Annotated in this window: 13 protein-coding genes; 4 read left to right on the top strand and 9 right to left on the bottom strand. The window is 71.1% G+C overall.

The genetic code is table 11. From position 1 onward, the window contains the following. Positions 1–62: 62 nt before the first annotated feature. Positions 63–1118 (top strand): NAD-dependent epimerase/dehydratase family protein, encoded by a 1056-nt coding sequence (locus FBZ33_RS16640; RefSeq protein ID WP_185755322.1) that lies wholly within the window; start codon positions 63–65, stop codon positions 1116–1118. Positions 1119–1239: 121 nt separating this feature from the next. Next, positions 1240–3627, top strand: a complete 2388-nt coding sequence (locus FBZ33_RS16635) for a discoidin domain-containing protein (RefSeq protein WP_141909758.1) — start codon at positions 1240–1242, stop codon at positions 3625–3627. Positions 3628–4075: 448 nt separating this feature from the next. On the opposite strand, the gene FBZ33_RS16630 is transcribed toward FBZ33_RS16635, so the two are convergent. Beyond that, entirely contained in the window at positions 4076–4363 is a 288-nt protein-coding gene (locus tag FBZ33_RS16630) for a hypothetical protein (protein WP_255508902.1), read from the bottom strand. Continuing rightward, positions 4357–4677: a hypothetical protein gene (locus tag FBZ33_RS16625; protein ID WP_141909757.1), complete on the bottom strand. Its 321-nt coding sequence runs from the start codon at positions 4675–4677 to the stop codon at positions 4357–4359. Before FBZ33_RS16625 ends, FBZ33_RS16630 begins: the two co-directional genes overlap by 7 nt. A gap of 167 nt (positions 4678–4844) precedes the next feature. On the opposite strand from FBZ33_RS16625, the gene FBZ33_RS16620 reads away from it, so the two are divergent. Next, positions 4845–5696, top strand: coding sequence for an alpha/beta fold hydrolase (locus FBZ33_RS16620; RefSeq protein WP_141909756.1), 852 nt, complete (start codon positions 4845–4847; stop codon positions 5694–5696). A gap of 89 nt (positions 5697–5785) precedes the next feature. Here FBZ33_RS16620 and FBZ33_RS16615 read toward each other — a convergent pair whose 3' ends face one another. The 6 genes from FBZ33_RS16615 to FBZ33_RS16590 are packed head-to-tail and all read right to left on the bottom strand — an operon-like array spanning position 5786 to position 11404. Further along, on the bottom strand, positions 5786–6802 hold the full coding sequence (locus tag FBZ33_RS16615) for a methyltransferase (RefSeq protein ID WP_141909755.1): 1017 nt from the start codon (positions 6800–6802) through the stop codon (positions 5786–5788). A gap of 43 nt (positions 6803–6845) precedes the next feature. After that, a complete protein-coding gene (locus FBZ33_RS16610; RefSeq protein WP_088948589.1) occupies positions 6846–7475 on the bottom strand; it encodes a hypothetical protein in 630 nt (209 codons plus the stop codon). Next, positions 7472–8878: a selenium-binding family protein gene (locus FBZ33_RS16605; protein ID WP_141909754.1), complete on the bottom strand. Its 1407-nt coding sequence runs from the start codon at positions 8876–8878 to the stop codon at positions 7472–7474. Before FBZ33_RS16605 ends, FBZ33_RS16610 begins: the two co-directional genes overlap by 4 nt. A gap of 14 nt (positions 8879–8892) precedes the next feature. After that, positions 8893–9624 (bottom strand): ABC transporter ATP-binding protein, encoded by a 732-nt coding sequence (locus FBZ33_RS16600; RefSeq protein WP_141909753.1) that lies wholly within the window; start codon positions 9622–9624, stop codon positions 8893–8895. Then, positions 9597–10430 carry an ABC transporter permease gene (locus tag FBZ33_RS16595; protein ID WP_141909752.1) on the bottom strand — a complete coding sequence of 278 codons (834 nt, stop codon included), beginning with the start codon at positions 10428–10430 and terminating at the stop codon, positions 9597–9599. Before FBZ33_RS16595 ends, FBZ33_RS16600 begins: the two co-directional genes overlap by 28 nt. Beyond that, positions 10427–11404, bottom strand: a complete 978-nt coding sequence (locus FBZ33_RS16590) for an aliphatic sulfonate ABC transporter substrate-binding protein (protein WP_141909751.1) — start codon at positions 11402–11404, stop codon at positions 10427–10429. Before FBZ33_RS16590 ends, FBZ33_RS16595 begins: the two co-directional genes overlap by 4 nt. 190 nt (positions 11405–11594) lie before the next feature. Between FBZ33_RS16590 and FBZ33_RS16585 the strand changes: the two genes are divergently transcribed. Beyond that, a complete protein-coding gene (locus FBZ33_RS16585) occupies positions 11595–12776 on the top strand; it encodes an LLM class flavin-dependent oxidoreductase (protein ID WP_141909750.1) in 1182 nt (393 codons plus the stop codon). A gap of 50 nt (positions 12777–12826) precedes the next feature. Here FBZ33_RS16585 and FBZ33_RS16580 read toward each other — a convergent pair whose 3' ends face one another. Beyond that, a complete protein-coding gene (locus FBZ33_RS16580) occupies positions 12827–13231 on the bottom strand; it encodes a hypothetical protein (protein ID WP_141909749.1) in 405 nt (134 codons plus the stop codon). Between the last annotated feature and the right edge of the window lie 224 nt (positions 13232–13455).

Raw genomic sequence — 13455 nt, 5'->3', positions numbered from 1 at the left:
CGTGCCTGGCCGTCTTGGTGTGCGAAGCGGGCCGACAGGCTCTGTCGTCCAAGGAGTTCCAGGTGGACCTGCCAGTTACTGCCGTCGGGGTCGACCCGGCGACCGACCTGACGCCCCGGCGTGTTCTCGTCACGGGAGGTGCCGGCTTCATCGGAAGCCACGTGGTCGCCCGGCTGATGCTGATGGGCAGCCAGGTCCGGGTGCTCGACAACTTCTCCACCGGCCGGCTCGAGAATCTGGCGGACGCCGTGTGCGGCGGTCTGACCGATGCGGACGTCGTCTCCGGTGACATCCGTACGCCGGAGGGTGTCGAGGTCATCCACCAGTGGCAGCCGGACGTCGTGGTGCACCTCGCCGCGCAGGCGAACGCTCCGGTGGGTCGCCGCTCACCGCTGTACGACGCCGACGTGAACGTCTTCGGCACCGCCAACGTGCTGGACGCGTGCGCCCGCAGTGGCGTACGACTGGTGGTCAATGCGGCCGGCAGCGCCATCTTCGGCAGCGTCCCCGCCCACGACCTGCCGGTCCGCGAGGACCACCCGATCGCACCGGTGGACCCGTACGGCATCAGCAAGGCCGCCGGCGTGCACTATCTCGACTGGTACGGACGCCAGCACGGCCTGCCGTACACGTCGATGGTCTTCGGCAATGTCTACGGGTCCCGGCAGGAGGGCGGCGACTACGGCGTCGTGTCCCTGATGGTGGATGCCCTGCTCGGTGGCCGCCAGGCGGTGATCTACGACGACGGCAGGCAGACTCGGGACTTCATCCACGTCAGCGACGTCGCCGAGGCGGTGGCCGTCGCCTGCCACCACAGCGGGGTGGGGATGGTCAACATCGGTTCCGGCCAGCAGACGAGCATCAACGACGTGTACGACACCGTCCGGGAGGCGTCCGGTGTCGACAACACCGCCCGCTACGAGTCGTTGCCCTGGCCGGGCGAGGTGCGCAACATGGCGCTGGACACCAGGAAGGCGCGCGAGCTGCTCGGTTGGCGGCCGAAGCTCGGCTTCACCGAGGGCGTACGGCTGACGGTGCGCGACGCCCGCCGTTGGCAGGCCGGAAGCCGGATTCTGTCCCCGGTACGCGCCCTGGACCAGGCCCTGACCCACTCATGACCCAGCGTGAAATTCCCGTCATCTGAGCTGGAATTTCATCGATCAGTCTAACTCTTGCGGGTTAGCATCCGCTGCTGCCACGATGGCCGTCAATGCCTTCCGTCCCGAAGGAGTGGTCGTCATGGCGGTCTCCCGCCGCAGGTTCGTCACGTCCGTGATGGCGGGGTCCGCCCTCGCCGCCGCCTCCAGCACCGAGCTGCTCACCACCCTGGCCAGCCCCGCCTCCGCCGCCAGTCCTCCCGGGGACGTGGTCGGCAAGGTGACGGTCGGCTACCAGGGCTGGTTCAGCGCCCCCGGTGACTCGGCGCCGATCGGCGGTTGGTGGCACTGGAGCCGCGACCGTTTCCAGCCGCCCTCGCCCGCCAACACCACCATCGTGTCCTGGCCGGACATGCGCGAGTACACGCGCACCTATCCCACCGCGTACCCCAACCTGGGTAACGGCCAGCCGGCCACCCTGTTCTCCTCCTACGACCAGCAGACGGTGGACACCCACTTCCGGTGGATGCAGGAGTACGGGTGCGACACCGCCGCGTTGCAGCGGTTCAACCCGACGGGCGACGAGGGGCCGACCCGCGACGCGATGACGCAGAAGGTCCGCTCCGCCGCCGAGCGCTACGGCCGCAAGTTCTACATCATGTACGACGTCACCGACTGGTTGACCTTCCAGTCGGACATCAAGACAGACTGGACGACGAAGATGTCGGCGCACGTCGCGTCCTCCGCGTACGCCCGGCAGAACGGCAAGCCGGTCGTGTGCATCTGGGGCTTCGGTTTCAGCGAGCCCAGCCGACCGTTCACCCCCGGGCCCTGCCTGGAGGTCATCAACTGGTTCAAGGCGCAGGGCTGCTACGTCATCGGTGGCGTGCCCACCTGGTGGCGGCAGGGCATCGAGGACTCCCGTCCGGGCTTCCTCGACGTCTACCACGCGTTCAACGCGATCTCGCCATGGATGGTCTACCGGGCCAGGACCGTGGAGGAACTCGACTCGTACTACAACAACGTCAACGTCGGCGACATGGCCGACTGCGCGGCACGCGGCATCGACTACCTGCCCTGCGTGATGCCCGGGGACCTCGCCGGTGGCCACCGCAAGCACGGCGACTTCTACTGGCGGCACATCTACAACATGGTCCGACTTGGCTCCCAGGGCCTCTACGTGTCCATGTACGACGAGTACAACGAGGGCAACCAGATCGCGAAGACCTCCGAGACCCAGGCCACCACCCCGGCCGGCGCGAACATCCGCGCCCTGGACGAGGACGGCGTGGCCTGCTCCTCCGACTACTACCTGCGGATCACGGCCGACGGCGGTCGGATGCTGAAAGGGCAGCTGGCGCTCACCGCGGTCCGTCCGACGCCACCGATGATCGGCACGCCGCCACCGACCGGCGGGAACCTGGCCGCCGGCCGGCCCACCTCGGCGAGCAGCCAGGGCGGCGGGTTCCCGGCGTCGAACGCGGTGGACTCGAACGTCGGCAGCTACTGGGAGAGCAGCGGCGGCGCCTTCCCGCACTGGTGGCAGGTCGACCTCGGCGCCGGTCACCAGGTCAACCGACTGGTGCTTCGGCTGCCCGCCGGATGGGGCGCGCGCACCCAGACCATCACCGTGCAGGGCAGCGTCGACGGCAGCTCCTTCGCCACCATCGCCGGGGCCTCCGCGTTCGCCTTCGACCCGGCGACCGGCAACACCGTCACCCGCACGCTGCCGACCGCGACCGCCCGCTACGTCCGCCTCAGCGTCGGCGGCAACACCGGCTGGCCGGCCGCCCAACTCGCCCAGGTCGAGGTGTACGCGGGGACCACCACACCGGACAACCCGCCGACCGCGCCGAGCGGCCTGACGGTCACCGGACGAACGTCGACCAGCGTGTCTCTGGCGTGGACGGCGTCGACCGACGACACCGGGGTGACCGGTTACCAGGTGCGCCAGGGTGTCACTGTCGTCGCCACCGTCACGGGCACCACGGCGACCGTGAGCGGGCTCAACCCGTCCACCGCGTACACCTTCACGGTCACCGCGCGCGACGCCGCCGGCAACACGTCCGGCGCGTCCAACACGGTCACCGCCACCACGGACGCCCCGACCAACGCGGACCTCGCCCGCGGCCGACCCACCAGCGAGAGCAGCCACGTCCAGAGTTACGGGTCGGGCAACGTGGTCGACGGCGACCCGAACAGCTACTGGGAGAGCGCCAACAACGCGTTCCCGCAGTGGGTCCAGGTCGATCTGGGTTCCTCCCGTACCGTCGGGCGGGTGGTGCTCAAGCTGCCTCCGGCCGCCGCCTGGGCCAGCCGCACGCAGACCCTGGCCGTGCAGGGCAGCACCGACGGCGGCAGCTTCAGCACACTGGCCGGCTCGGCGGGGCGGACCTTCAACCCGGCCACCGGCAACCAGGTGAGCATCACCTTCACCGCCGCGCAGACCCGGTACGTGCGCATCACGGTCACCGGCAACACCGGCTGGCCGGCCGGGCAACTGTCGACCCTGGAGGTCTACCAGAGCTGAGCCGACGAGCAGGGCGACCGCCGGGGGAGCGGCGGTCGCCCTGCTCGGGTCGTCCGGCTGGGGTCGTCCGGCTGGGGTCGTCCGGCTGGGGTCGTCCGGCTGGGGTCGTCCGGCTCGGGTCCTCAATGGCCGGGTCGGCAGTCCGGCCGTCGGTTTTGGGCGGTGCCACGGTCTGACCGAGCGGTCTGTCCAGCATTCGGTCAGGGCCTTCCGCCTCTCGGGACGGCGGCGATGATCGACTCGGGTTTCGTGAAATCGGGGTATCCAGGTCGCGGGGACACCGCGATTTCAGCAAGCCCGTGTTCATCTTCGCGGGCGGCGCCATGCTCGTGCCGACGTCCGCGCAAGCCGAACACCGTGCAAGCCGAACACCGCGCAAGCCGAACACCGCGCGTGCCGCCGCTCGCAGGGTCAGCCCGGCGGGCTGGGTCCACCGACGGGCGGGGGGTCAGCAGAACCAGCCGTCCTGCACCCAGCCGCGGCGATTGATGTGCCCGTAGGCGAAGCCGTAGACGTAGCCACCGCTGCGGGGGCCTTCGACCAGGAACGTCTGACCCTGGTAGAGGGTGCCCATCCAGGCGCCGACGGGCTGGGTGCGGACGAACAGGTCGCTCGCGCACACCGTCTCCCGTTGCCCGATCGTGCCGTTGGCGGCCCGCGCGGGGGACGGCAGGGCCACGGTGGCGGCGACGATCCCTGCGAGCAGGCCGGCGAGGGCGCGACGTCTGATCACCATGAGTCGTACCCGCCGATGCACTCGGCGCGCAGGTAGCCCCAGTCGTTGGGGCCGAAGTCGAACGATGCCGCCCACCCGTTGTAGACCGGGTGCGCGCCCGGCGTGTGACCGATCTTGTTGCGGTAGGCGAGGGTGCGCTTGAGGCCGGTGGGGCCGCCGGCGGAGTCGTAGTTGGCGTAGAAGCTGGCGCTCTGGCACACCACGACGGCGTGTCGGGGCACCACCGGGTCGGCGTGGGCCGGCGTGGCGCTCAGCGCGGCCGTTGCTGACCCGAGGGCCAACGCGGCGACCGTCGTCCGGATTCGTCGGGGCATGCCCACCTCCCGTACGCCGAAACTTTCCTACCTCCGACCCTATCGAGAGCGTCGATATCTGTCGATGGCTGGAGGGGTCGCTGTGCTTTCGGCGGCCGGCATATCCGCCGACCCGGCGGGAAAGCGCGCTGACGTCCGACAGCCCGATACCGGAGCAGGAGACAAACATGCCTTTCATCACCGTGGGAACGGAAAACTCCGCGCCCATCGACCTGTACTACGAGGACCACGGTTCCGGTAAGCCGGTGGTGCTGATCCACGGCTTCCCGTTCAACGGGGCGACCTGGGAGAAGGTGACCACCCAGCTGCTCAACGCCGGATACCGGACGATCACCTACGATCGACGCGGTAACGGCAACTCTGCCCAGCCGACCTTCGGGTACGACTACAACACGTTCGCGGCGGACCTGGACGTGTTGATGTCCGAGCTGGACCTCAACGAGGTGACCCTGATCGGTCACTCGATGGGCACCGGCGAGGTGGTCCGCTACCTGGGCAACTACGGCGCGCGCCGGGTGAGCCGGGCAGTGCTGCTCAGCCCACTGCAACCGATGCTGGCCAAGGCCAACGACAATCCTGAGGGCGTCGATCGGAGCCTCTTCAAGGGCTTCCAGGACGCCATCATCAAGGACCGTTTCGCGTACCTGACGTCCTTCTGTGACGCGTTCTTCAACCCGGATCAGAACATGGGCAAGCGGGTCAGCGAGGAGGCGTACCGGGCGCACTGGCAGATCGGTGCGATGGCGTCCGGCAAGGCCACCCACGACAGCGTGGACGCCTGGCAGGAGGACTTCCGTCCGGACCTGCCGAAGATCAATATTCCGGTGCTGATCGTGCAGGGTGACCAGGACCGGGTGCTGCCCTACCCGGTGACCGGTCAGCGGCTCGGGCCGATGATGCCGACCGGCCAGCTCGTCACCCTCAAGGGCGCGCCGCACGGCATCCCGTGGACCCACGCTGACGAGGTCAACAAGGCGATCATGGACTTCATGAAGCAGCCGGCCAAGGCTCGCGCCTGACCCGTACCGGTAGCCGATCGGACGCCAGCGCCGTGAGGCGCCGCGACACCCGGCCCACGGTTCGCACCGGGGCCGGGTGTTGTCGTCGGTCAGGCCCGCCGGGCCACCACAGCGCCGTTGGCGCCGGGGGCGTCGAACGGGACGGTACGCACGTCGACGAAACCGGCATCGGTGAGCCAGGCGGCGTACTCGGCGCCCGAGTAGTTGCGGCCACCCTCGGTCTCGACGAGCATGTTCATCCCCATCAGCGCGGCCTCCGGCGGCCCGGTCCGCTCGTCGTTGAGCAGCAGTTCGCAGACGACGATCGCCCCGCCGGGCGGCAGCGCCGCGTGGCACCGGGCCAGCAGCGCCCGGTTCGTCGGCTCGTCCCAGTCGTGCAGGATCATGCTGAGCAGGATGACGTCGTGCCCGTCCGGCAGCGCCGGGTCGGCGAGGAAGTCGCCGCCCACCGCGTCGATCCGCTCGGTCAGGCCGGCCTCCGCGATCCGCTCCCGTGCCCGTACGCAGACGTGCGGCAGATCCAGGACGGTGGCCCGCAGCTCGGGCAGGCGGCGGCAGAACTCGATCGGGAACGCCCCGGCCCCGCCCCCGACGTCGAGCAGGCGGCGGTGCGCGGAGAAGTCGTACGCGTCGGCCAACGCGGCGGCGGTGAAGCTGGACGTGGAGAACATCGCGTCCCAGAACTGCGTCAGCATCTCCGGGTCGGCGGTGTCGAACATCGACTGCTGTGCCTCCGGGTCCCAGGTCAACGGCCGATCCGTGCGCAGGGCCTCGCCGATGCGATGCCAGGGCAGATAGGTGCGCAGGTCGGAGTAACGGACCTGCGCGCCGAAGTAGTACGGGCGACCCTCGACCAGGAACTGCTCGGCCAGCTCGGAGTTGCGGTATCCGTCGCCGGCCTTCTCCAGCAGGCCGAGCGAGGCACTGGCGGCCAGCAACAGGTCCGCGGGCCGGTCCGGCAGCCCGAACTCGGCGGCGGCCTGCTCGACGGTCATCGTCCGACCCCCGGCGAGCCGGGTGAACAGACCGAGTTCGACGCCGGCCGCGAGGGTCTTGAACCCCCACACACCGGCCACCAGACGCATGAGGGGAGTCGGAGTGATCATGCCGCCATGAGACCACAGATCGACTCCGTCCACGATGGTCGGTTCACGCCCGGAGCAACGTGACCAATCCGGCGGCGACCAGCACCCCGGCCCAGAGCCGGTCGACGTTGAACCAGGCCCGACGCAGCACACCGACCCCGAGCACCTGGTAGACCAGAATCGCGATGGCCAGCGCGGTGCCGAGCATCGCCACCGTGTGCACGCCGGCGGCGGCGAGCCCGGACAGGGCACCCACCGGCGCGCTGGCCAGGTGCCCGGAGTGGCCCCCGGGCACCGGCTCGGCCACCAGCACCGGCAACAGCATCAGCCCCGCGCCGTGGGCCGACGACATGAGGAACGACCAGCCGGCGAGCTGCGCCGCGGACAGCCGCATCCCCGCCCAGCGGAAGTGCCGCTCGGAGAGCAGTCGCCACAACCCGAACGCGACCAGCAGCACGCCGCCGACCACCGCGAGGGCGGTGCTCGCCGTCACCGAACGGGTCGCGGTGACCAGTGCCGCGACGATCCCCACCGAGGCGAGGTGCCCGGCCGCGATCGGCGACAGGGCGCGCAGCAACGCAGCCCGGCTGCGCTCCTGCAGGCCCCGGGCCACCGCGAACAGCCAACCCATCGCCGGGTTCAGACCATGGAACGCGCCGAGCGCGGCAAGCGTCGCCAGTGTGGAGACGGTCACGGAAAGCAGTACGAGTCGGAGGACGCGTCCCCGCCCTGCAACCGGGTCTGGTGCACCCGCAGGCCCCGGAACTCGTCCCCGTGCGGAAAGAACCGCTGGTCCGGGGTGAGCCCACCGGCCTCGACGTCCACGTCGAGCTTGGCCAGCCAGGCACCCACCCCGTCGGGGTAGAACTGGTCGTCCCACGCGCCGTAGAGCGAGTTGCTGACGTAGACCCGCCGCCCGTCCCGGCTCACCTCCACCATCTGCGGGCCGCCGGCCAGGGCCTCGTCCGGCGCGGACGGGTGCGCCGTGCGGCGCACGATCCCACCGAGATGCACGGAGCCGGTCAGTACGGGACGCAGCGGGTCGCTGACGTCGTACTGGCGTAGCTCTCCCGTGCCCCAGCAGGAGACGTAGAGGAACCGGTCGTCGACGGACAGGTCGATGTCGGTCACCAGTGGCGGCACCGCTCCGAACGGCTTGAGCAGGTCGGGCAGATCCGTCGGGTCCGCCGGCTCGGCCGGAATGTCGATCACCTTGGTGACCGCCCAGGCGTCGCCGTCGCGGTGCCACAGCCAGACCGAGGCGGAGAGGTCCTCGACACTGATCACCACTCCGACGAACCCGTACGACTTCGACGGGTCGTGCGCCGGGCGCAGCTCCAGCGGCATCTGATATTGATCGCCCAGGTCGACCCGCTGGACGTGCCGACGTTTCGCGAGGTCCCAGAAGTGGATGGCGTGGCCGTAGCGTCGACCCAGCAGCAACTCGCCGATGATGCCGTCCTCGATCATCGACGGGGTGCCCCACTCGCTGGTGACCAGCACGTCCTGGGTGAGGTGCCACCACAGGTCGTACGCCAGGAACTGTGGACCCCGGTCGGCCTCCCACGCCCCGCGTACCTCGAACGTGGTGTGGTCGAGGATGGCGATGCCTCCCGGACCCTCCGCGCCGTCCGCGCCCCCGAGAGCGGACAGGTAGATGCCGTCCGGCCCACAGTGCACTGTGTGCGGGCGCGAGTAGCCGGCGCGCTTCGCCAGCTCCTCCGGGCCGATCACCTTGACCACCTGCGGCTGACGCGGGTCGGGTTGGGTGTCGACCACGTGGATCCGTGACGACCGCAGGCCGGGCACGATCAGGTAGCGCCGCTCGACGTGCGGGTGCGGGGCGGTCGGACAGAGCGCGCTGCTGCACGCGTTCCAGCCGAAGTGGTGCAGCTCGTCGCCGACGTAGGGCAGGTCGGTCCAACCCACGACCCGGCCGTAGTCGGGGGAGTCCGGGTCGGTGTCCAGCACCACGATGGCGTCCGGGCGGCTTGCCGTACGGTCGAAGGCGGCCACGTAGGCGAGCTTCTCGGCCGGTGCGGTCACCGCCTCCCGGGGCGAGGGATAGAACGTGGGGTCGGGGGTCCAGCGGGTCATCACAGCTCCGCTCGTCAGGTGGTGGGAACGCCGAGTCGGTCGAGCAGGTGGCGGCGCAGCGCGCCGAAGGCCGGGTCGTCGGGCGTACGGGTCGGGGCCAGGTCGACGGGCAGCTGCGCGGCGATGCGGCCCTCGTCGAGCAGCAGGATCCGGTCGGCGAGCAACAGCGCCTCCTCCACGTCGTGGGTGACCAGCAGGGCCGCGAAGCCATGCTCGGCGCGCAGCCGGCGCAGCAGGATCTGCATCCGCAGGCGGGTCAGCGCGTCGAGGGCGCCGAACGGCTCGTCGAGCAGCAGCACGTCCGGTTCGCGGACCAGTGCTCGCGCGACGGCCACCCGTTGCGCCTGCCCGCCGGACAGCTCCGCCGGCCAGGCGCGGTGCCGATCGGCGAGCCCGACCTCGGCCAGCGCCCGCCGGATCCGCTCGTGGGCGTCCGGCCCGGACAGGCCGAGCCCGACGTTGTCCGCCACCCGCTTCCAGGGCAGCAGCCGGTGTTCCTGGAAGACCACGGCGGCGGTGCCGTGCACGACGCTCGTGCCGCTGGCCTCACCGTCGAGCCCGGCGAGAATCCGCAGGAGCGTGCTCTTGCCGGAACCGCTGCCGCCCAGCAGGGCCACCACCTCGCCGCGTGCGATGGCGAGGTCGACCCCGGCCAGCACGACCGTCGGCCCGAACGCCCGGCGCACCGCGTGGGCGGTCAGCACCGGCGTGGTGTCGTTCAGGTGGCCCGCAGTCCGCGACGCCATGTCAACATCCTCCTCTCCAGGACGCGCAACGCACTGTCGGATATCAGCCCGAGCAGCGCGTAGACGAGCAGCCCCAGCACCACCACGTCGGTCTGGCTGAACTCGCGTGCCTCCATCATCAGAAAACCGATCCCCGTCTGGGCGTTGACCTGCTCGCCGACGACCAGGCTGAGCCAGGCCGCCCCGATCGCCAGGCGCAGCCCGAGGAACAGGGCCGGCAGCGCGCCGGGCAGCACCACGTGCCGCAGTCGGGCGGCCTGCCCCAGACCGCAGGTGCGCGCCGCCTCCACCAGCCGCTCGTCGATGTCCCGGATGCCGGCGTAGGTGTTGAAGTAGATGGGGAAGAAAGCACCCAGAGCCACCAGGCTGATCTTGAGTGACTCACCGATGCCGACCCAGATGATCAGCAACGGGACCAGCCCGAGGTGCGGCAGCATCCGGGCCATCTGCACCGGCGGGTCGACCAGGTCGTCACCGAGCCGCAGCAGCCCGGCCAGGGCGCCCAGGGCAAGGGCCAGGACGCCGCCGATCACCAGCCCCGCCCCGGCCCGGGTGAGGGAGTCCAGCAGGTGGACGCCGAGCGTTCCGTCCCGGCTCAGCCGCCAGCCGGTGGCCAGGACGTCACTCGGCGCGGGCAGCTTCTCCGGTGCCAGCAGGCCGGTCCGCGAGGCCAGCTCCCAGCCCAGGACCAGTGCCACCGGGCTGGCCAACCGCCACCACCGTCGTGCCGGCCGAAGACGTCGGGGCGCGACCGGCGGCGCCGCCGCGATCTCGGCGGGCGCCTCGGCCAGGGTCGTGCGGCTCACTGGAACACCGCGCTGAACCGGCTGTCGACCCGGGACCGGATGTCGACCGGGCCCGGGATGAGATCGAGGGCGATGAAGCTGTCGGTGATCGCCTGAAGCTCGTCGCCGATGGCCGGGGTGACGGGGGCGAGGGGTCTGGCGCTGCGGGCCAGGGCCCGACCGGTGACGTCCTGCGGGATCTTCAGCTCCGGCGCGAGCGTGCTGGCCCGCTCCTCGGGATGGGCGATGCCCCAGTCGGTCACCTCGCGGTAGCGCTGGAGGAAGGCCCGGATCTCGTCCGGCTGCTTCGTGACGGCGTCCGGGGCGGCCAGGACGTACTCGCGGTTGCTGGCCAGCCCGATCGCGTCGGCGAGCACCTGGACGCCCGGTTGCTCGGCCAGCGCGAAGTACGGGTCCCAGATCACCCAGGCGTCGACCTGGCCACCGTCGAACGCGGGCCGCCCCTCCGCGGGCTTGAGGTACTTGACCTGGATGTCCTTCAGGGTCATGTTGTTCGCCTTGAGCAGCTGGACGAGCAGCCAGTGCACGTTCGACCCCTTGTTCAGGGCCACCGTCTTACCCTTCAGGTCGGCGAAGGTGCGGTAACCGCGATCGGCCTTGACGAGCACGGCCTCGCCCTGCGGGATCGGCTCCGAGGTGCCGATGATGGAGAACGGGATCTTCCCGGCCGCGGCGAAGACGGGTGGTGCCTCGCCGACCTGTCCGATGTCGATGGAGCCGGCCTTGAGCGCCTCGGTGAGCGCCGGACCGCTCTCGAACAGCGACCACTCCACATCCGGCGCCGCGCCGCGCGCCTTGACCAGGCTCAGCCCGCCGAAGCGCTGGTAGCCGATCCGGAGTTTGCTGGCGGTGCCGCCGGCATCGGCGGACCCGCCGCACGCGCTCACCGCTGCCGTGGCGAGCAGCGCCACTGTGGTGAGGGCGGCCGTCAGGAGGCGGCGATGCGGGGGACGGCTCGTCGGCGGGGTGGGCATGGCGGCTCCTCGGGTCGGGCATGCGGGTCGGGGCGCATCGACAGGTGTCGGCGCCGTGGCCGGTAGCCTACTAACCCGATAGGTTTTATGGGTAGGCTGTCGGCGGGATCGTCCCACCCCTCAGGAGGTGCCCGCCGGCGGCGCGCGCACCCGTACCCGCACCCGCCGCGCACTGGAGGAAAGAGCCGCGATGACCCTCACCTTCCACTGGTTCCTGCCCACCAACGGCGACAGCCGGGACATCGTCGGGGGCGGCCACGGCGTACCGACCGGTGCTGCCGGAGGCGCCCGCCCGGCCAGCGTCGCGTACCTCGGCCAGATCGCCCGCACCGCCGAGCAGCTCGGCTTCGTCGGCGCCCTCACCCCGACGGGCGCCTGGTGCGAGGACGCCTGGCTGAGCACCGCGATGCTCACCGAGGTGACCGAGCGACTCAAGTTCCTGGTCGCGTTCCGACCCGGGCTGCTGGCTCCGACGCTGGCCGCCCAGATGGCCTCGACCTTCCAGCGGCTGTCCCGGGGCCGACTGCTGCTCAACGTGGTCACCGGGGGCGAGTCGCAGGAGCAGCGGGCGTACGGCGACTTCCTGGACAAGGACGCCCGGTACGCGAGGGCCGACGAGTTCCTGCACGTGGTGCGCGCGCTGTGGCGGGGTGAGACGGTCGACCACACCGGCACCCACCTGCGCGTCGAGCAGGCGCGGCTGCACCGGCTGCCCGACCCGGTCCCGCCGGTCTACTTCGGTGGCTCGTCCGCCGCGGCCCTGCCTGTGGCGGTGCGGCACAGCGACGTCTACCTCACCTGGGGCGAGCCGCCGGCCCAGGTCGCCGAGAAGCTGACCCGGGTCCGGGCGCTGGCCGCCGACGCCGGGCGCGAACTGCGGTTCGGCATCCGGCTGCACGTCATCGCCCGGGACACCTCTGATGAGGCGTGGGCGCAGGCGCGCCGCCTGCTCAACGGCGTCGACGAGGCCGACATCCGGGCGGTGCAGGACGGGCTGCGCCGCAGTGAGTCCGAGGGGCAGCGCCGGATGCTCGACCTGCACGGCGGTTCCCGCGACAGCCTGGAGGTCTCGCCCAACCTGTGGGCCGGCGTCGGGCTGGTCCGGGGCGGGGCCGGCACCGCGCTGGTCGGCAGTCACCGCGAGATCGCCGACCGGATCGCCGAGTACCACGCGCTCGGCATCGACGAGTTCATCCTCTCCGGCTACCCGCACCTGGAGGAGGCGTACTGGTTCGGCGAGGGCGTGCTGCCGATCCTGCGCGACAGTGGCCTGTGGCGGCACCCCGACGGCCAGTCCGGCCTGACGGACAACGTCGACATCCCCTTCGCCGGAGTGCCCCGGCCGGCGGCGGCACCCGTCGCGACCCGCTGAGCGCGCGGGCCCCGGCCGGCGGCAACGAGGGAGCGGGAGCGGGGCAGCGGCTAGCTGGGTCGGCCGGCGACGCGTCGACCGACCCGCCGGGCGACGAGACTCACGGCCGTGCTGCCGGCCGCCATCCCTACCAGCACCAGCACCGCCCCGACGGCCCACAGGCCGGTGTCGTCGGTGGAGGCGGCCTGCCACCCCCAGGCCGCCGTGAAGGCGACAGTCATCACCGTCGCCACCAGCCACGGGCTGAGTCGCGTGGCGGCGAGCGCGGCCAGCAGGACGAGCGTCAGCACACAGCCGACCACCTGCCACGCCTCGTACGGGCCGCTGCTCGCGCCGGTCTCCGCATCGACCGTGTAGTCGGTGTCCCAGCCCAGCCAGAGCAGCCACGCCCCGACAGTGGCCGCCGCCAGGAACAGAACACCGAGCAGTGCGCGCGTACCCCTTGTCACCGTCATCCGGCGATCATGCCCTGGGTCGTACGCGAGGGGAATGAGCACCGGCACCCAGAAGTGGCCGGCGCGAACCCGGATCGGCTGTTGCCCCGGCCGGTGGTGATCCTCTACGGTCGGCTCAGCGGTGGGCGGTGCGGTCCGCATCCGACCGAGACACCGCCGGTTGCCCGTCACGCGGGCCGGGATGGTGGAGTCCCGGGTCGCCCCGTCGGCGGGGACTCGGCGGT

Origin of the sequence: Micromonospora sp. A202 (assembly GCF_006715105.1) — a bacterium.
GTDB lineage: Bacteria > Actinomycetota > Actinomycetes > Mycobacteriales > Micromonosporaceae > Micromonospora > Micromonospora zamorensis.
Note: the sequence above shows the minus strand (reverse complement) of the source record. Positions and strands in the feature narration are given on the sequence as shown.